Origin of the sequence: Tahibacter soli (assembly GCF_025717065.2) — a bacterium.
In the GTDB taxonomy this organism is placed as follows: domain Bacteria; phylum Pseudomonadota; class Gammaproteobacteria; order Xanthomonadales; family Rhodanobacteraceae; genus Tahibacter; species Tahibacter soli.
Genome location: NZ_JAOVZO020000008.1, coordinates 15,757 through 34,660 on the forward strand (window position 1 = coordinate 15,757; position 18,904 = coordinate 34,660).

Sequence of the window (18,904 nt, forward strand, 5' to 3'; positions counted from 1 at the left end):
CTCGCCGCGCCCCGTTGGCGCCCACCGTACCGCTCGCGGGTCTTACTTCTTTTCGGCCGGCTTGGCCGCTTCCGCGGCCGGCTTGGCTTCGGCGGCCGGCGGCAGGATCTTGAGCAGCTCGACTTCGAAGGTCAGCGTCGCGTTCGGGCCGATCGGACCCGGGCCGTTTTCGCCGTAGGCGAGGTTCGCCGGGATGTAGAACTTGTACTTCGAACCGACCGGCATCAGCTGCAGGCCTTCGGTCCAGCCCGGGATCACGCCCTTGAGCGGGAACGAGGTCGGCTGGCCGCGGTCGACCGAGCTGTCGAACTTCGTGCCGTCGAGCAGCGTGCCGGTGTAGTGCACTTCGACGGTGTCGGTGTCCTTCGGCTTCGGGCCGGTGCCCTGCTTGATCACTTCGTACTGCAGGCCCGAGGCGGTCGTCTTCACGCCGGCCTTGGACTTGTTCTTGGCGAGGAACTCGTCGCCGGCCTTCTTGTTGGTCTCGGCCTTGGCCTTCTCTTCAGCCTGACGCTTGGCCGAGAGCTTGGTCATGAAGTCCTGGCGAATCTTGAGCGCTTCTTCCTGCGTCAGGGCGGTCTTGTCGCCCTTGATCGACGCTTCGATCGCCTGCACGACGACCTTCATGTCGATTTCGTCCTTGATCGAGGACAGGCCCTTGCCCACGTCCATGCCGACCATGTAGCTCACCTTGTCCTTTTCGGTCTTCAGCTCCTGGCCGAAGCTCGCGGTGGCGGCGCCGAGCGCCGCGACGACGGCAGCGGCGGTCAGGCTCTTGCGCAAAAACTGGCTCATGCAGTTGCTCCTAAGATTCTTTTGGATGGCGGCCCGACGGCCGCAAGGCGCTACGGGGCGGCGTATTGTGGCGACGCCCCGGTTCGAAGGCAAACGACGCGAGGGCTGCGACAGGCGCGTTTTCAAATGGTTCCCGGAAAACCTGAACGAATCCGCAGATTCGCCCCGGAACGGTCACCGGCGAGCGCTGCCGAGCCCGCCCCGGCTACACTAGCGGGATGCTCAAGTTCGATTCGGTCGCGCTGCGCCGCGGCTCCAAACTGCTGTTCGAGGACGCCACCGTCCAGTTGCACGCCGGCTGGAAGGTCGGCGTTACCGGGCGCAACGGCGCCGGCAAGTCGAGCCTGTTCGCGCTCGTCGGCGGCGAACTGGCGCCCGACAGCGGCGAATTTTCGCGGCCGCGCGACTGGACGCTCGCGCACGTGCGCCAGGAAACGCCGGCGCTCGCCCGGTCGGCGCTCGACTACGTCCTCGACGGCGACGTCGAATACCGCGCGATCGAGCGCGACCTGGCCGCCGCCGAAGCCGCGCACGACGCCGTGCGCCAGGCGGCGCTGCACGAACGCCTGCACGTGATCGGCGGTTACGCGGCGCCCGCGCGCGCCGGCGCGCTGATGCACGGCCTCGGCTTCGTCGCGGCCGACGAGCCGCGCCACGTGTCGGAATTTTCGGGCGGCTGGCGCATGCGCCTGAATCTTGCACAGGCACTGATGTGCCGTTCCGACCTGCTGCTGCTCGACGAACCGACGAACCACCTCGACCTCGACGCCGTGTTCTGGCTCGAAGAATGGCTGCGCCGCTATCCGGGCACGCTGCTCCTGATCTCGCACGACCGCGAATTTCTGGACAATGTCGTCAGCCACGTGCTGGAAATCGCCGACGAGCGCGTCGAACTCTTCGCCGGCACGCTGTCGGGCTTCGAGCGCAAGCGCGCCGAACGGCTCGTGCTGCAGCAGGCCCAGTACGAACGCCAGCAGCGCGAACGCGCCCATCTGCAAAGCTTCGTCGACCGCTTCAAGGCCAAGGCGAGCAAGGCGCGCCAGGCGCAAAGCCGCGTCAAGGCGCTCGAACGCATGGTCGAGATCGCGCCGGTGCGCGCCGCCTCGTCGATCCGCTTCGAATTTCGCGAACCCGAGGCGCTGCCGTATCCGCTCGCTCGGCTCGACGAGGCCGCAGCCGGCTACGGCGACCGCACGGTGCTCTCCGGCGTCAAGCTGAGCCTCGTGCCCGGCGACCGCATCGCGCTCCTCGGGGCCAACGGCGCGGGCAAGTCGACGCTGATCAAGCTGCTGTCCGGCGCGATCGCGGTGCGCGAAGGCGAGCGCTTCGAGGCCAAGGGCCTCAAGATCGGCTATTTCGCGCAGCACCAGCTCGAACAGCTCGATCCGCGCGCGAGCGCGGTCGAACACTTGAAGCGCCTGGACCCCGCGCTCGGCGAACAGGCCGCGCGCGACTTCCTCGGCGGCTTCGGCTTTCTCGGCGAGCGCGCGCTCGAACTCGTCGCGCCGTTCTCCGGCGGCGAGAAGGCGCGCCTGTGCCTCGCGCTGACCGTGTGGCAGCGCCCCAACCTGCTGCTGCTCGACGAACCGACGAACCATCTCGACCTCGACATGCGCGAGGCGCTGACCGAAGCGATCAACGGCTTCGACGGCGCGCTGGTGCTCGTCGCGCACGATCGCTCGCTGATCCGCACCTGCTGCGAGACGCTTTATCTCGTCGGCGGCGGACGCCTGCAGCCGTACGACGGCGATCTCGAAGACTACGCCCGCATCGTGCTCCGGCAGACGGCCGCGGCCGACGCCGAGGCGAGCGCGGCGGCGCCCGCCGGCGGCACACGCAAGGACGATCGCCGCGAACGCGCCGAGCAGCGCGCGCGGCTCGCGCCGATGAAGAACGAAGTCACGCGCATCGAAAAGCGCATGGCCGAGGTCGACGCGAAGAAGCGCAAGGCCGAGGAACAACTGCAGGACCCGGCGTTGTACGAGCAGCCGTCGTCGCCGCGCATCGGCGAGCTGACGCGCCTCGTCGCCGAGCTGCGCGCACAGTTCGCGCAGCTCGAGGAAGACTGGCTGCACGCGCAGGAAGCGCTCGAACAGGCATCCGGTTGAATATCACCATCCACTTTCATCAATCACTCTTTCACAGACCACTGGAACCCGCCACGCCATGAGCCAACTGATCGCGCCGCACGGCGGCCGTCTCGTCGATCTCTTCGTCGCCGCCGGCGAGCGCGAAGCGCTCAAGCACGCAGCCGCGCAACTGCCGGCGTGGGATCTCACGCCGCGCCAGCTGTGCGATCTCGAACTCCTCGCCAACGGCGCGTTCTCGCCGCTCGAAGGCTTTCTCGGGCGCGCCGACTATGAATCGGTGTGCCGCGACATGCGCCTCGCCGACGGCACGCTCTGGCCGATGCCGGTCACGCTCGACGTCAGCCGCGAATTCGCCGACAAGCTCGGCGACGGGGCGCAAGTGGCGCTGCGCGATCCCGAGGGCGTGATCCTCGCGATCCTCGACGTCGCCGACCGCTGGGAACCCGATCGGCAAGCGGAGGCTCGCGACGTGTTCGGCACGACCGACCGCCTGCACGCGGGCGTCGCGTATCTCGTCGACCGCGCGAACCCGATCTATCTCGGCGGTCGCGTGCGCGCGATCGAAGCGGCGCCGCACTACGATTTTCGCCACCTGCGCCTGTCGCCGCGCGAAGTGCGCGCGCATTTCGACAAGCTCGGCTGGCGCCGCATCGTGGCGTTCCAGACGCGCAACCCGATGCATCGCGCGCACCTCGAACTCACGTTCCGCGCCGCGCAGATCGCCGAGGCGAATCTCCTGATACACCCGAGCGTCGGCATGACCAAGCCCGGCGACATCGACCACTACACGCGCGTGCGCTGCTACGAGAAGCTGATCGCGCACTACCCCGAGCAGACGACGCTGCTGTCGCTGCTGCACCTGGCCATGCGCATGGGCGGCCCGCGCGAGGCGCTGTGGCACGCGATCATCCGCAAGAACCACGGCTGTTCGCATTTCATCGTCGGCCGCGACCATGCCGGCCCCGGCAACGGCGCCGACGGCAAGCCGTTCTACGGCCCCTACGATGCGCAGGAACTCGTCGCGCGCCATCACGACGAACTCGGCATCGCGATGGTGCCGTTCCAGGAAATGGTCTACGTGCAGGAGCGCGCGCAGTACGCGCCGGCCGACGAGATCGCGCCCGGCGAAACGGTGCTGAACATTTCCGGCACCGAACTGCGCCGGCGCCTGCACGAAGGGCTCGACGTGCCGGAGTGGTTCACGTATCCCGAAGTGATCGACGAGCTGCGCCGCACGCACCCGGCGCGGCACAAGCAGGGTTTCACGGTGTTCTTCACCGGCCTTTCCGGCGCGGGCAAGTCGACGCTCGCCAATGCGCTCCTCGTGCGCCTGCTCGAACTCGGCACGCGGCCGGTCACGCTGCTCGACGGCGACATCGTGCGCAAGCACCTGTCGAGCGAACTCGGGTTCTCGAAAGAACACCGCAACCTCAACGTGCAGCGCATCGGCTTCGTCGCGAGCGAGATCACGAAGAACGGCGGCATCGCGATCTGCGCGCCGATCGCGCCGTACGCGCAGGCGCGCCGCGAGGTGCGCGAGATGGTGTCGCAGTACGGCCTGTTCGTCGAAACGCATATCGCAACGCCGATCGACGTGTGCGAACAGCGCGACCGCAAAGGCCTCTACGCGCTGGCGCGCGCGGGCAAGCTCAAGGAATTCACCGGCGTCAGCGATCCGTACGAAGTGCCCGAATCGCCGGAGCTGCGCATCGATACGAGCGACATCGCTCCGGACGAAGCGGTGCAGCGCATCGTGCTGAAGCTCGAAAGCCTCGGCCTGATCCGGCCGAGAGACTGATCCTCGCGGGCGATCCGGCGTCGCGCCGGATCGCCCGTCCGCGACGCCGATTGCGTCGCGATTACTTCGGCGCCGCTATCGCCTTCTCGATCGCGCCGACGAGCTCGGGCGCGTCCGGCGCCACCTTGCTCGGGAAGTCGCCGATCACCTTGCCGTCGCGGCCGACGAGATATTTATAGAAGTTCCAAGTGGGATAACGCCCGCCGCTCGCGTCGGCGAGCTTCGCGTACAGCGGCGTCGCCTGCTCCTTCGTGACGTGCACCTTCTCGAACATCGGAAACTTCACGCCGTAGGTCAGCGTGCAGAAATCCTGAATCTCCTTTTCGGAGCCCGGCTCCTGCTGCTTGAAGTCGTTCGACGGAAAGCCGAGCACGGCGAAGCCCTTGTCCGCGTATTTCGCGTTGAGCGCCTCCAGGCCCTCGTATTGCGGCGTGAAGCCGCACTTGCTCGCGGTGTTCACGACGAGCAGCACCTTGCCCTCGTACTGCTTGCACAGGTTGACCTTTTCCTTGCCGGCGAGCGGCCGGTAATCGGCGTTCAACAGATCGCTGCACGCGTAGGCCGATGTCGAAACGAGGCCCAGGGCCAGCCAGATCACGGAAAAACGGCGCATAGCACACTCCGGCACGCGGTGAGAGAAGCGCGAGCATAGCGCGAGTGCGCAACAAGTGCTTGTGTCCGCAGCAGTTTTCGACTCCGCCGGCCGGCTGAGACACCGCTTGCGAAAAAGTGCTTGACCCTCGCAGATTAGGTGTTATAGTTCACTACAACACCAGTCAAATCGAACACCAGGAGCCGTCATGAAACCGCAGGTCGTCGCCACCGTACTGTTCGCCGCTTCGTTCTTCGCGATCGGCGCGTCCGTCGAACGTTCCGCGCGCGCACCGGTCGCCGCGCCCCGGCCCGCCGCTCCCGCGCCGCGCGTCGCTCCCGAGCGCATCGCCGAAATCGTCACGCTGCCCGAAGTGACCGTTCGCCCGAGCAAGGAAGACGTCGCGCTGGCCCGCGCAACGCCGGTCGCCGCGAGCGCCGCCGCGCCGGGTCCGACGCGCCTGGCCGCGAACGGATCGCCGAGACTCGCTTTCGACATGCCCTACTATTCGTTCGGCAAAGTACTGCCGCAAGTCAGCCGGGAATAACGACGTATGAGCATCACCTGGAACGACAGCGCCCCGATCTACCGCCAGCTGCGCGACCGCGTCGTGGCGATGATCCTGGACGGCGTGCTGAACGAGGGGGACGCCCTTCCCTCGGTTCGCCAGGTCGCCGCGGATTTCCAGTTGAATCCGATCACGGTGTCCAAGGCCTACCAGGAATTGGTGGACGAACAGTTGGTCGAGAAACGGCGAGGATTGGGTATGTATGTCAACGAAGGCGCACGGGACGCGCTGCTCAAGAACGAGCGCGAACGCTTCCTGCGCGAGGAATGGCCGGCACTGTACGCGCGCCTGAAGCGCCTGGGCCTCGACATGGACCGGCTGATGCAGGAAAGCCGCAAGCAGGAAGGAGAATCGGCATGAGCGCAGTGGTGCAAGCCCGAAACCTCGTCAAGCGTTTCGGCGCCAACCGCGCGCTCGACGGCGCGAGCTTTTCGATCGCGCCCGGCCGCATCGTCGGCCTGATCGGTCCGAACGGCGCCGGCAAGACCACCGCGCTCAAGGCGATGCTCGGCCTCACCGACGTCGAAGGCGAGCTGTCGGTGCTGGGTCTGGACCCCCGCAAGCAGCGCCACGAACTGATGCAGCAGGTGTGCTTCATCGCCGATGTCGCCGTGCTGCCGCGCTGGATCCGCGTGCGCGAGGCCGTCGATTTCGTCGCCGGCGTGCACCCGCGCTTCTCGCGCGAAAAGTGCCGGCATTTCATCGAACGCACCAAGCTCAAGCCCGACATGCGCGTGCGCGAAATGTCCAAGGGCATGATCGTGCAGCTGCATCTGGCGCTCGTCATGGCGATCGACGCGAAGCTGCTCGTGCTCGACGAACCGACGCTGGGCCTGGACATCCTGTATCGCAAGGAGTTCTACCAGAGCCTGCTGAACGACTACTTCGACGACGAGAAGACCATCGTCGTCACGACGCATCAGGTCGAGGAGATCGAGCACATCCTGACCGACCTCATGTTCATCCGCGACGGCAAGATCATTCTCGACACGTCGATGGACGATCTCGCCGAGCGCTTCGCCGAAGTCATGGTCGCGCCGGACAAGGCCGAACGCGCCCGCGCGCTGTCGCCGCTCGGCGAGCGGCAGATCTTCGGCAAATCGATCTTTCTGTTCGACGGCGTCGACAAGCCGCGTCTGGCCGAACTCGGCGAAGTGCACAAGCCGAGCATCGCCGACCTGTTCGTCGCCACCATGAAGGGGACCTACGCATGAACACGTTCACCTGGCTCCTCAAGCGCGAATACTGGGAGCATCGCGGCGGCTTCAAATGGGTGCCGCTGATCACCGGCGTGGTGCTCGTGCTGATGATCGCGTTCGCGCTCGTCACCGCGCTCATGACCGCGAACCGCCACGGCATCGTCGTGGGCAACCTCAATCTCGACGACATCAGCCGCGCGGCGACGCCGCAGCAGCTCGAACAGGTCGGCGCAGCGATCAACGTCAGCATGTACATGCTCTCGATACCGATCGCCTGCCTGCTCGGCATCGTCAGCTTCTTCTACCTGCTGGGTTCGCTCTACGACGAGCGGCGCGACCGCAGCGTGCTGTTCTGGAAGTCGCTGCCGGTGTCGGACGTGCAGACCGTGCTGTCGAAGGTCGTGACGGTGATGTTCGTCGCGCCGCTGCTCGCGCTCGTCGCGACGTTCGCGACGCTGCTCATCTACCTCGTGCTGCTGTCGATCGTGTTCGCGTTCTACGGCATCAATCCGTTCACGGTGATCTGGCTCAACGCATCGCCGCTGATGGTCGTCGTCAAGCTCGTGGCGCTCGTGCCGGTCAACGCGCTGTGGGCGCTGCCGACGATCGGCTGGCTGATGCTGTGCTCGGCCTTCGCCCGGCGCGTGCCGTTCCTGTGGGCCGTGCTGATTCCGGTCGGTACCGGCACCGTGCTCGCGATCTACGATGCGATCAACAACCTGCACGTGCCGAGCACGTGGTTCTGGCACCACATCGTCGGCCGCGCCCTGTTGAGCATCCTGCCGGGCGGCTGGATCGACTTCGACCACGTCGGCAACCAGATGGAGCGCTCGCGCCTGCCGTCCGACCTCGCCACGGTGTTCAACAGCACCGGCTTCGCCCACGTGCTGACGCTGCCGTCGCTGTGGATCGGCGCGGCGGCGGGCGCCGCGATGATTGCCGCCGCGATCTGGCTGCGCCGCTGGCGCGACGATTCGTAAGCGCCGCGCGACGCCAAAACGAAAAGGCCGCCCGAGGGCGGCCTTTTTTTGTCCCGAAACGCGATGCTCAGCGAATGTTGTCGCTCAGCACGCGGTACTTGCTCGCGCTGTCCTTGTCTTTCTGCAGGCCGCGCTGATTCAGGTCGATGCCGCCGTCGAGCCAGTAGCGCACGAGCGTCGTGCCGTCGCGGCGTACCACGACGCCGGCCGACTTGCCCAGATACAGGATGTCGCCCTGCTTCAACTGGTCGGCGCGTGCCGAACGCGTGATCGTGCGGCCTTCGCCGTAGGCTTTTTCCAGGTCCAGGCGCTCGGCATCGCCGTCGCCCGGAATCTTGCCCGTGAACAGCTGCGGCGCGCCGGTCGGGTCGTTGCGCAGCGACACTTCGCCGGCCGACAGCGGTTCGAGCACTTCGTAGCGGTTCTCGCCGAGCGGACGCAGTTCGGCGCGCTTGGGATTGAGCTCGCCGGCCAGCCAGTGCAGCGCGGTCTTCAGGCGGTCGCGACGCACGACGGCGCGCACGCTGCCTTCGATGTAGACGGTGTCGCCCTTCTGCAGCTGCGACACGTCGAGATCGCCCGCGGCCGGACGGCCTTCGTTCAGCGACTGCAGCAGGCGCTGACGCACGGCGACCGACGGATCGGCGGGCGATGCGACGGCCGGTGCCGGCGCGGCGGGTTTCGGCGCTTCGACCGGCGCCGGCGGCGGCGCGACAGGGGCCGGCGCGGGTTCGACCGGTGCGGGCGGCGGCGTTTCGACCGGCTTCGGCGCGGGCGCCGGCGGCGGTTCGACCGGCTTGGGTGCCGCAACGGGGGTGGCCGGCTTCGGCGTTTCGACCGGCTTGGGCGCTGGGGCCGGCTTCGGGGCGACGGCCGGCTTCGGCGGTTCGACGGGTTCGGCCGGCTTCGGCGCGGCCTTGTCGCTGACGCGCACGACGACGTTCTCGAAGAAGCTGTCGTTGAGCTTGACGTCGGCCTTGCCGCCGGCCTTCACCTTCGCGGCGATTTTCGCGTGCCATTCCTTCGGCGCGTTGACCACGACCTCGCGGCCGGTGACGGCGGCCTGACGGCCGAGTTCAGCGAGCTTGGCATCGGCCGCGCCGGACTCGATGTCCTTCGCGGTCAGCGCAAGCTCCTGTTGCGCCCAGGCGCTGCTCGCAAACAGTGCCATGGCGAGAGCCAGACGTTTCAGCATTTCAAAGTCTCCACAAGAATCAGCAAAAGAAACAAGATTGAGCCCAATCAATACGTCGAGCGAGCGCCGCCGGCAGACTTCCGCACGCTCCCACGCGGCGCGATCGCGCGATCGTGCCGCCGCAAAACCGAACGTCCGAACCCCGGAGTAAATCGCTCGCATTGTGCCGGGCGGGCGTTTCGGGGCATGTGCTGTTCGACATGACGCGTGTTTTTGCAACGGCCGCAGGACCGTCGCCGTCGCCACTCAGCCGCCGGCCGAACCTCCGCCGCCATGGATGCCGCCGCGGGTCAGCGCCGCCGGATCGAGCAGTCGCGCAAGCTCGGCGTCGGACAGGCCGCTTTCCTCGCGCGCGACGTCGAGGATCGGCCGCCGTTCGCGATACGCCTTCTTCGCCATCGCCGCTGCCTTTTCGTAGCCGACGACCGGGTTGAGCGCCGTCACCAGGATCGGGTTGCGCGCCAGCGCCTCGCGCACGCGGTCCTCGCGCACGGCGAGACCCGCGATGGCGGCGTCGGCCAGCTGCCGCGACACGTTCGCCGCGAGCTCGATCGACTGCAGCAGGTTGTACGCGATCACCGGCAGCATCACGTTGAGTTGAAAATTTCCACTTTGTCCGGCGATCGTGATCGTCGCGTGATTGCCGATGATCTGCGCGCAGACCATCGCCACCGCTTCGGGAATCACCGGATTGACCTTGCCCGGCATGATCGACGAGCCCGGCTGCAGCGCCGGCAGCTCGATCTCGCCGAGGCCCGCGAGCGGACCGGAATTCATCCAGCGCAGGTCGTTGGCGATCTTCATCAGCGTGCACGCGAGCGCGTTGAGCTGGCCCGACAGCTCGACGGCGGCGTCCTGCGACGCGATGCCTTCGAACAGGTTCGGCGCGCTTTCGAACTTGACGCCGGCGAGCGCCGTCAGCGCCTTCGCCGCGAGCTTGCCCTGGCGCGGATCGGCGTTGATGCCGGTGCCGATCGCCGTGCCGCCGAGCGGCAGCCGGCGCAGGCGCCGGGTGCTGTCTTCGAGGCGCTCGATGCCGGACGAAAGCTGCGCGGCCCAGGCGCCGAACTCCTGCGCGAACGTCAGCGGCATCGCGTCCATCAGGTGCGTGCGGCCGGTTTTCACGACCTTCGTCAGCGACTTGGCGCGTTTTTCTATGGTCGCGCGCAGATGCTTCAACGCCGGCAGCAACTGCTCGTGCACGGCCAGCACGCCCGACACGCCGATCGCGGTCGGGATCGCGTCGTTCGAGCTCTGGCCCATGTTGACGTGGTCGTTCGGGTGCACCGCGAGCTTGCCGCCGGCGCGGTTGGCCAGCGTCGCGATCACCTCGTTCGCGTTCATGTTCGTCGACGTGCCGGAGCCGGTCTGGAACACGTCGATCGGAAATTCGGCGTCGAATTCGCCGGCCGCGACGCGCTCGGCAGCCTTGCGGATCGCCTTGGCGACGCCGGGCTTCAAGTGCCCGAGGTCGGCGTTGACCTGCGCCATCGCGGCCTTGATCAGGCCCAGCGCGCGGATGAAGCCGCGCGGCATGCGCAGGCCCGAGATCGGGAAGTTCTGTACGGCGCGCTGCGTCTGCGCGCCGTACAGCGCAGCCGCGGGCACGCGCAACTCGCCCATGCTGTCATGCTCGGTGCGATAGTCGCTCATGCATCGGTCCGGAAGAGGAATGGGGGTCAGACCGGCAAGTATACCCGGTGTATCATTCCGCTTCTTGCCCGCCACTTTGCGCCCCCATGACCGCCAACAGCCTCACCGCCCTGTCGCCGCTCGACGGCCGCTACGCCGCCAAAGCCGACCCCTTGCGCCCGATCTTCAGCGAATTCGGCCTGATGCATCGGCGCGTTCTGGTCGAGGTGCGCTGGCTGCTGGCGCTGTCCGAGCATCCGGCGATCGCCGAAGTTCCGGCGTTCGGCGAGGCGTCGCGCCGCGCGCTGACGGCGCTGGCCGAAGGTTTTTCGCTCGACGACGCCGAGCGCGTCAAGACGATCGAGCGCGAGACGAACCACGACGTCAAAGCTGTCGAATATTTCATCAAGGAGCGCATCGCCGGCGACGCGGAACTCAAACCCGCGCTCGAATTCGTGCATTTCGCGTGCACCAGCGAGGACATCAACAACCTCGCCTACTCGCTGATGCTCGCCGACGCGCGCGAGCGCGTGCTGCTGCCGGCGATCGACAAGCTGACCGCGACGCTACGCCAGATGGCGCACGCGTTCGCCGGCCAGCCGATGCTGTCGCGCACGCACGGCCAGACCGCGTCGCCGACGACGCTCGGCAAGGAAATCGCGAACGTCGTCGCGCGCATCGAGCGCCAGCGCCGGCAGATCGCCGCGGTGGAACTGTCGGGCAAGATCAACGGCGCCGTCGGCAACTACAACGCGCACGTCGTCGCGTATCCCGACGTCGACTGGCCGGCGTTCGCGCAGACCTTCGTCGAAGGCCTCGGCCTTTCGTTCAACCCGTACACGACGCAGATCGAGCCGCACGACTGCATCGCCGAGATCGGCGACGCGATGCGCCGCCTGAACACCATCCTCGTCGACTTCGCGCGCGACGTGTGGGGCTACATCTCGCTCGGCTATTTCCGCCAGGCGCTCAAGGCCGGCGAAGTCGGCTCGTCGACGATGCCGCACAAGGTCAATCCGATCGATTTCGAAAACGCCGAAGGCAACCTCGGCATCGCCAACGCGTTGTTCGAGCACTTCGGCGCGAAGCTGCCGATCAGCCGCTGGCAGCGCGACCTCACCGATTCCACCGTGCTGCGCACGCTCGGCACCGCGTTCGGCCACAGCCTGATCGCGCTCGACGCGCTCGGCCGCGGCCTCGCCAAGCTCAAGGCCGATCCGGATCGTCTCGCCGCCGATCTCGACGCGAGCCAGGAAGTGCTCGCCGAAGCCGTGCAGACGGTCATGCGCCGCCACGGCCTGCCCAATCCGTACGAGCAGTTGAAGGCGCTCACGCGCGGCCACGGCATCACGCGCGAGGCGATGCGCGAGTTCGTCGCGGGTCTCGACCTGCCGGCCGACGCGAAGCGGCGCCTCGTCGACCTCACGCCGGCGACCTACACCGGCCTTGCCCAAACGCTGGCCCTCGCCGTCTGAGTTCGCGATGAAGCTACCGATCGAAGTCCGTGCGACGCAGGCGCTGCCGCTCGGCATGACGCCCGCGGCATTCCTGCGCGACTACTGGCAGAAGCGCCCGCTCCTGATCCGTGGCGCGCTCGCCGACTGGACCGTGCCGATCGCACCGGAAGATCTCGCCGGCCTCGCCTGCGAAGACGCCGCGCTGTCGCGGCTGATCCAGCACGACGTCAAGCGCGACCGCTGGTCGGTGCGTTCCGGCCCGTTCGACGAAAAAGACTTTGCCAAGCTTCCGCGCACGCACTGGACGCTGCTCGTGCAGGACGTCGACAAGTGGGACGCCGACATCGCGCAGCTGCTCGAACGTTTTCGCTTCCTGCCGCGCTGGCGCGTCGACGACGTGATGATCTCGTACGCCGTCGACGGCGGCGGCGTCGGCGCGCACGTCGACCAGTACGACGTGTTTCTCGTCCAGGGCCTCGGCAAGCGGCACTGGAAGATCAGCGACGATCCGGACGCGCCGACCGCGTTCCGCGACGACGTCGAGCTGAAACTCCTCGCGCAATTCGAACCGACGCACGACTTCATGCTCGAACCCGGCGACGTGCTGTATCTGCCGCCCGGCGTCCCGCACGACGGCGTCGCGGTCGGCGACTGCATGACCTTGTCGGTCGGCATGCGCGCGCCGGCGGTCTCGGAACTCCTCGCCGACCTCGTCGACACGGTCGCCGAACCCTTGACCGAGGACGATCGCTACGGCGACGCCGACCTTGCCGAACCTGCCGATCCGCACGAGATCGACGCCGCCGCGTTCGCGCGCGCGCGCCATGCGCTCGCCGCGTTGCGCGACCTCGACGACGCCGCGCTCGACGCCTGGTTCGGCCGCTTCATCACGCGCTACCGCTCGGCGCAGACGCCGCAGCCGCCGGCGAAACCCGTCACCGCGGCGCAGCTCGACGCCGCGATCGACAAAGGCGGTGGCGTCGCGCGCTACCCGTGGGCGCGCACGGCGTGGGCGCAGGCCGGCGACGGCGCGACCTTGTATACCGCCGGACACGCCTACACGTCGTCGCTCGCGTTCGCCAGGCTCGTCTGCGAACGCCGCGAGATCGACGCGAGCGCCCTCGCCGCGCTCGACGCGCGCGACCGCGCGGCGCTGCTCGCGCTCGTCAACGACGGCAACCACGTGATGACCCGACCGCGCCGGAGCCGCTGATGATCGACACCTCGCTGATGGACTCGGGCTTTCGCATCGAACCCGCCGACTGGAAGACCGAACGCGACCAGGCCGACCTGCGCCACGTGCGCACCGAAGTGTTCATCCTCGGCCAGAACATTCCCGCGCACGAGGAATGGGACGATCTCGACGCGCGCTCGATCCACGTCGTGGCGCGCGACGCGAACGACGCGCCGATCGGCACCGGCCGCCTGACGCCCGACCACAAGATCGGCCGCATGGCGGTACTCGCGTCGTGGCGCGGCAAGCACGTCGGCGACGCGATCATGCGCGCGCTGATCGAGCGCGCGCGGCAGATCGGCTACCCGGCGCTCGAAATGCACGCGCAGAGTTATGCGATCCCGTTCTATTCGCGTTTCGGCTTCGCGCCTTACGGCGACGAGTTCATGGAATGCGACATCCCGCACTGCATGATGCGGCTCGAACTCGCGCCCGCCGAGGCGCCGTACAAGCCCGTCGCGCGGCTCGACGAGACGCCGGAACCGAAACTCACGGTCGTCGAAAACCGCGAACAGGCGCTCGCCGCGGTGCTCGAACTCCTCGCGCAGGCGCGCCACGACGTGTGCATCTACACGCGCGATCTCGACGCCGACCTGTACGACAACGAGGCCGTGCTCGACGCGTTCAAGCGCATCGGCGTGTCGGGCCGCGGCGCGAGCGTGCGCATCGTGATCCAGCAGCCGGCCGTGCCCGCGCGCGACGGCCACCGCCTGATCCACCTCGCCCGGCGCCTGCCGAGCGTGTTCGTGCTGCGCACGCCGGACACCGAGGACGACCTGCACTACGCATCGGCATTCCTCATCACCGACCGGCGCGGCTACTACTTCCGCACGCTCGGCAGCCGCTACGAGGGCGAAGCGCACACCTACTCCCCGGGCCGGCACGCGCAGCTGCAGGAATACTTCAACCAAGTGTGGGAGCGCTCGACGCCCAGCGAGGAACTGCGCCAGCTGCACTTGTGACGCCGTTGCGCATCGGCGTGGCAAAACGCAAAAAACTTGTCGAAAACCCCGTACTTATGACCAACGTCGCCTTGCCGCATCGCAACACGTTGGGCGTATAATCCCGTAGTTTCGATCGACCCCGATCGTTCCATCAGGCGTGCATGCGGCACGCCGAAGCCCGGTGATTCCCGACGTGACCGCGAACCTGATCCAGCTGTTCCGTGAGACCTCCCAGCTTTCCGGCGGCAACGCCGGCTTCATCGAAGACCTGTACGAATCCTGGCTGCGCGACCCGAACTCGGTGTCGGTCGAATGGCAGCGCTACTTCGACGGCTTCAAAGGCCGCGGCGACGTGCCGCACAGCGACGCGATCGCGCGCATCGAAGCCGCGCAGAAAGCCAACGGCCGCGGCGTCGCGGCGACCTCGGCCGCCTCGCGCGTCGACGAAGCCGCCTCGCACAAGCAGGCCGGCGTGCTCAAGCTCGTCACGGCGTACCGCTCGCGCGGTCATCTCGCGGCGAACCTCGATCCGCTCGGCCTCGCCGCGAAACTGCCGGCGCCCGACCTGGAACTCGCGTTCCACGGACTCGACAACGGCGATCTCGACACCGAATTCTCGACCGGCTCGCTGTCCGGTCCGGCCCGCCTGAAACTCAAGGATCTCGTCGCGCTGCTCAAGGCGACGTACGCGGACACGATCGGCGCCGAGTTCATGCACATCAGCGACGCCGAGCAGCGCCGCTGGGTGCACGAGCAGCTCGAGCGCGCCGGCGGCCGCTTCGGCCTGTCGGCCGACGCGAAGAAGCGCCTGCTCGAACGCCTGACCGCGGCCGAAGGTCTCGAGCGCTACCTGCATACGAAATACGTCGGCCAGAAGCGCTTCTCGCTCGAAGGCGGCGACTCGCTGATTCCGCTCGTCGACGAACTCGTGCAGCGCGGCGGCGCCGACGGCGTCAAGGACATGATTCTCGGCATGGCCCATCGCGGCCGCCTGAACGTGCTCGTCAACACGCTCGGCAAGGCACCGCAGAAGCTGTTCGCCGAATTCGAAGGCAAGTTCGACCACCCGGACGATCCGGCGCATTCGGGCGACGTGAAGTACCACATGGGCTTCTCGGCCGACGTCAGGACGACCGGTCATACCGTCCACGTCGCGCTCGCGTTCAATCCGTCGCACCTGGAAATCGTCGACCCGGTGGTCGCAGGTTCGGTGCGCGCGCGCCAGACGCGCCGCGGCGACGCCGACCGCACGCAGGTGATGCCGGTCCTGATCCACGGCGACGCCGCGTTCGCGGGCCAGGGCGTGGTGATGGAACTCTTCAACATGTCGCAGGCGCGCGGTTTCGCGGTCGGCGGCAGCGTGCACATCGTCATCAACAACCAGGTCGGCTTCACCACGTCGAATCCGGAAGACGCGCGCTCGACGCACTACTGCACCGACGTCGCGAAGATGGTGAACGCGCCGGTGTTCCATGTGAACGGCGACGATCCCGAAGCCGTGCTGTTCGTCGCGCAGCTCGCGTTCGACTTCCGCCAGAAGTTCCGCCGCGACGTCGTGATCGACCTCGTCTGCTATCGCCGCCACGGCCACAACGAAGCCGACGAGCCGGCCGCGACGCAGCCGGTGATGTATCAGGTCATCCGCGCGCGTCCGACCACGCGCGAGCTGTACGCCAAGAAGCTGGCCGCCGACGGCGTGATCGCCGAGGGCGACGCGCAGGCGCTGGTCGACGGCTACCGCAAGAAGCTCGAAGCGGGCCAGCCGGTCGCCGAACTCGATCCGGGCTTCAAGGATCCTTACGCGCTCGACTGGTCGAAGTTCATCGACGGCAAGCTCGACCTGCCGGCGAACACCGGCGTCGCGAAGGACAAGCTCGTCGCGCTCGCCCAGAGCCTTCTGAACCTGCCGCCCGAACTCGTGCTGCATCCGCGCGTGGCGAAGATCTACGAAGACCGCGCCAAGATGGCCGCCGGCGCGCAGGCGCTCGACTGGGGCTTCGCCGAAAACCTCGCGTACGCGACGCTCGTCGCCGAAGGCTTCGACCTGCGCGTGGTCGGCCAGGACGTCGGCCGCGGCACGTTCTTCCATCGTCACGCGGTGCTGCACGACCAGAAGACCGACGGCACGTATCTGCCGCTCGGCAACGTGCGCGCGGGCGCCAACGTCGCGGTGATCGACTCGGTGCTGTCCGAAGAAGCCGTGATGGCGTTCGAGTACGGCTTCACGACGTCCGAGCCGAACACGCTGGTCGTGTGGGAAGCGCAGTTCGGCGACTTCGCCAACGGCGCGCAGGTCGTCATCGACCAGTTCATCAGCTCCGGCGAAGCCAAATGGGGCCGCCTGTCGAGCCTCGCGCTGTTCCTGCCTCACGGCTACGAAGGCCAGGGTCCCGAGCATTCCTCGGCGCGCCTGGAGCGCTTCCTGCAGCTGTGCGCGCTCAACAACATGCAGGTGTGCGTACCGACGACGCCGGCGCAGGCGTTCCACATGATCCGCCGCCAGCTCGTGCGCGACTGCCGCAAGCCGCTCGTGGTCATGACGCCGAAATCGCTGCTGCGCCACAAGCTCGCGGTGTCGACGCTCGACGATCTCGCCAGCGGCGGCTTCCAGCTCGTGATTCCCGACTCCACCGCGAAGCCGGGCCAGAAGGTGCGCCGCGTCGTGTTCTGTTCGGGCAAGGTGTACTTCGACCTCGTCGACGATGCCGAAAAGCGCGGCATCACCGACGTGGCGATCGTGCGCGTCGAGCAGCTCTACCCGTTCCCGCGCGCCGAGGTGAAGGCGCAGCTCGCGAAATATCCGGCGGCCCGGGAAGTGGTCTGGTGCCAGGAAGAGCCGATGAACCAGGGCGCGTGGTACCAGATCCAGCACCATCTGCGTTCGTGCATCGGCAACAACGAGCACAGCCTGTCGTACGCGGGCCGTGCGCGCTCGCCGGCGCCGGCCTGCGGCCACTACAACACCCATGTCGCCGAGCAGGCGGCCCTGGTCGAACAGGCGCTGGTCGCGCCGGCCGGCCTGGACCACGCGTCGGAATAGCGGTTGCGATCCGCCGCGCGGCGCGCGGCGGAGTAATATTTCGGGCTCGCCGCCGTCAGGGCGCGGCGCGTTTTCATGAGGGAGTCTTTCAAGATGGCCATCGAAGTCAAAGTGCCGGTTCTGCCGGAATCCGTGTCCGACGCGACCATCGCGAGCTGGCACAAGAAGCCGGGCGACGCGGTCAAGCGCGACGAAAACCTCGTCGACCTCGAAACCGACAAGGTCGTGCTTGAAGTGCCGGCGCCGGCCGACGGCGTGCTCAAGGAAATTCGCCGCAACACCGGCGACACGGTCAACAGCCAGGAAATCATCGCGGTGATCGAGGAAGGCGCGAGCGCCGCCGCAGCGCCGGCGAAGACCGAGGCGCCGAAGGCCGAATCGCCCAAAGCCGCCGCTCCGGCACCGGCCGCCGCCCCCGCCGCGCCCGCCGCGCCCGCCGCGAAGGTCGACGACCTGTCGCCGGCCGGCCGCCGCGTCGCGACCGAAAACGCGATCGACCCGGCCAACGTCGCCGGCACCGGCCGCGACAGCCGCGTGACGAAGGAAGACCTCGTCAACTTCATGCGCTCGGGCGGCCAGGCCGCCGCGGCGCCGGCTCCGTCGGCGCCCGCCGCGCCGGCCGCCAAGCCGACGCCGGGTTCGCGTCCGGAAGAACGCGTGGCGATGACGCGCATGCGCGCGAAGATCGCCGAGCGCCTGATGCAGTCGAAGAACTCGATCGCGATGCTGACCTCGTTCAACGAGATCAACCTCGGCAAGGTCATGGCGATGCGCAAGGAGCTCGGCGAGCAGTTCGAGAAGTCGAACGGCATCAAGCTCGGCTTCATGAGCTTCTTCGTCAAGGCCGCGGCCGAAGCGCTCAAGCGCCATCCGATCGTCAACGCGTCGGTCGACGGCAACGACGTGATCTATCACGGCTACCAGGACATCTCGGTCGCGGTGTCGACCGACAAGGGCCTCGTCACGCCGGTGCTGCGCGACGCACAGAACATGAGCTTCGCCGACATCGAGAAGGCGATCGCGAACTACGCGAAGAAGGCGCGCGAAGGCGGGCTGACGCTCGACGACCTCGCCGGCGGCACGTTCACGATCACCAACGGCGGCACGTTCGGCTCGCTGTTCTCCACGCCGATCGTCAACCCGCCGCAGAGCGCGATCCTCGGCATGCACGCGATCAAAGACCGCGCGGTCGTCGAGAACGGCCAGGTCGTCGCCGCGCCGATGATGTACGTGGCGATCAGCTACGACCATCGCATCATCGACGGCAAAGACGCCGTGCTGTTCCTGGTCGACATCAAGAACCAGCTGGAAAACCCGCACAAGATGCTGCTGGGCCTTTAAGCGCGGGGCTGCGAACCCATCTGCACGGCAGACGGGTTC

The 18,904-nt window shown here is 67.5% G+C and carries 15 protein-coding genes; 11 read left to right on the top strand and 4 right to left on the bottom strand.

Annotated features, from left to right (window positions below; genetic code table 11):
* Positions 1-42 precede the first annotated feature (42 nt).
* Entirely contained in the window at positions 43-795 is a 753-nt protein-coding gene (gene bamJ / locus OD750_RS07005; RefSeq protein ID WP_263543788.1) for a BamJ family beta-barrel-assembly machinery protein, read from the bottom strand.
* Positions 796-1,013: 218 nt separating this feature from the next.
* On the opposite strand from bamJ, the gene OD750_RS07010 reads away from it, so the two are divergent.
* Together OD750_RS07010 and OD750_RS07015 are read left to right on the top strand one after the other, a co-directional pair.
* Positions 1,014-2,903, top strand: coding sequence for an ATP-binding cassette domain-containing protein (locus OD750_RS07010; protein WP_263543789.1), 1,890 nt, complete (start codon positions 1,014-1,016; stop codon positions 2,901-2,903).
* 58 nt (positions 2,904-2,961) lie between these two features.
* Positions 2,962-4,683, top strand: coding sequence for a bifunctional sulfate adenylyltransferase/adenylylsulfate kinase (locus OD750_RS07015; protein WP_263543790.1), 1,722 nt, complete (start codon positions 2,962-2,964; stop codon positions 4,681-4,683).
* Between the two features lie 61 nt (positions 4,684-4,744).
* On the opposite strand, the gene OD750_RS07020 is transcribed toward OD750_RS07015, so the two are convergent.
* Positions 4,745-5,296 (bottom strand): glutathione peroxidase, encoded by a 552-nt coding sequence (locus OD750_RS07020; RefSeq protein WP_263543791.1) that lies wholly within the window; start codon positions 5,294-5,296, stop codon positions 4,745-4,747.
* 187 nt (positions 5,297-5,483) lie between these two features.
* Here OD750_RS07020 and OD750_RS07025 point away from each other — a divergent pair, with 187 nt between their 5' ends.
* From OD750_RS07025 to OD750_RS07040, 4 genes are read left to right on the top strand one after another with little or no spacing between them, the layout of a single operon-like run.
* Positions 5,484-5,822, top strand: a complete 339-nt coding sequence (locus OD750_RS07025; protein ID WP_263543792.1) for a hypothetical protein — start codon at positions 5,484-5,486, stop codon at positions 5,820-5,822.
* 6 nt (positions 5,823-5,828) lie between these two features.
* A complete protein-coding gene (locus tag OD750_RS07030; protein WP_263543793.1) occupies positions 5,829-6,203 on the top strand; it encodes a GntR family transcriptional regulator in 375 nt (124 codons plus the stop codon).
* Positions 6,200-7,057 (top strand): ABC transporter ATP-binding protein, encoded by an 858-nt coding sequence (locus OD750_RS07035; protein ID WP_263543794.1) that lies wholly within the window; start codon positions 6,200-6,202, stop codon positions 7,055-7,057. Before OD750_RS07030 ends, OD750_RS07035 begins: the two co-directional genes overlap by 4 nt.
* On the top strand, positions 7,054-8,022 hold the full coding sequence (locus tag OD750_RS07040) for a hypothetical protein (RefSeq protein WP_263543795.1): 969 nt from the start codon (positions 7,054-7,056) through the stop codon (positions 8,020-8,022). Before OD750_RS07035 ends, OD750_RS07040 begins: the two co-directional genes overlap by 4 nt.
* Before the next feature lie 67 nt (positions 8,023-8,089).
* On the opposite strand, the gene OD750_RS07045 is transcribed toward OD750_RS07040, so the two are convergent.
* Together OD750_RS07045 and OD750_RS07050 are read right to left on the bottom strand one after the other, a co-directional pair.
* Positions 8,090-9,217 carry a hypothetical protein gene (locus OD750_RS07045; RefSeq protein WP_263543796.1) on the bottom strand — a complete coding sequence of 376 codons (1,128 nt, stop codon included), beginning with the start codon at positions 9,215-9,217 and terminating at the stop codon, positions 8,090-8,092.
* 246 nt (positions 9,218-9,463) lie between these two features.
* Positions 9,464-10,870: a class II fumarate hydratase gene (locus OD750_RS07050; protein WP_263543797.1), complete on the bottom strand. Its 1,407-nt coding sequence runs from the start codon at positions 10,868-10,870 to the stop codon at positions 9,464-9,466.
* Positions 10,871-10,956: 86 nt separating this feature from the next.
* Here OD750_RS07050 and purB point away from each other — a divergent pair, with 86 nt between their 5' ends.
* From purB to odhB, 5 genes are all read left to right on the top strand, one after another.
* Positions 10,957-12,324 carry an adenylosuccinate lyase gene (purB, locus tag OD750_RS07055; protein ID WP_263543798.1) on the top strand — a complete coding sequence of 456 codons (1,368 nt, stop codon included), beginning with the start codon at positions 10,957-10,959 and terminating at the stop codon, positions 12,322-12,324.
* Between the two features lie 7 nt (positions 12,325-12,331).
* Positions 12,332-13,519: a cupin domain-containing protein gene (locus tag OD750_RS07060; protein ID WP_263543799.1), complete on the top strand. Its 1,188-nt coding sequence runs from the start codon at positions 12,332-12,334 to the stop codon at positions 13,517-13,519.
* A complete protein-coding gene (locus tag OD750_RS07065) occupies positions 13,519-14,502 on the top strand; it encodes a GNAT family N-acetyltransferase (RefSeq protein WP_263543800.1) in 984 nt (327 codons plus the stop codon). The genes OD750_RS07060 and OD750_RS07065 overlap by 1 nt, the downstream gene beginning before the upstream one ends.
* A 175-nt stretch (positions 14,503-14,677) precedes the next feature.
* Positions 14,678-17,524, top strand: coding sequence for a 2-oxoglutarate dehydrogenase E1 component (locus OD750_RS07070; RefSeq protein ID WP_263543801.1), 2,847 nt, complete (start codon positions 14,678-14,680; stop codon positions 17,522-17,524).
* A 93-nt stretch (positions 17,525-17,617) separates the two neighbouring features.
* Positions 17,618-18,865 (top strand): 2-oxoglutarate dehydrogenase complex dihydrolipoyllysine-residue succinyltransferase, encoded by a 1,248-nt coding sequence (gene odhB / locus OD750_RS07075; protein ID WP_263543802.1) that lies wholly within the window; start codon positions 17,618-17,620, stop codon positions 18,863-18,865.
* Positions 18,866-18,904: the final 39 nt, after the last annotated feature.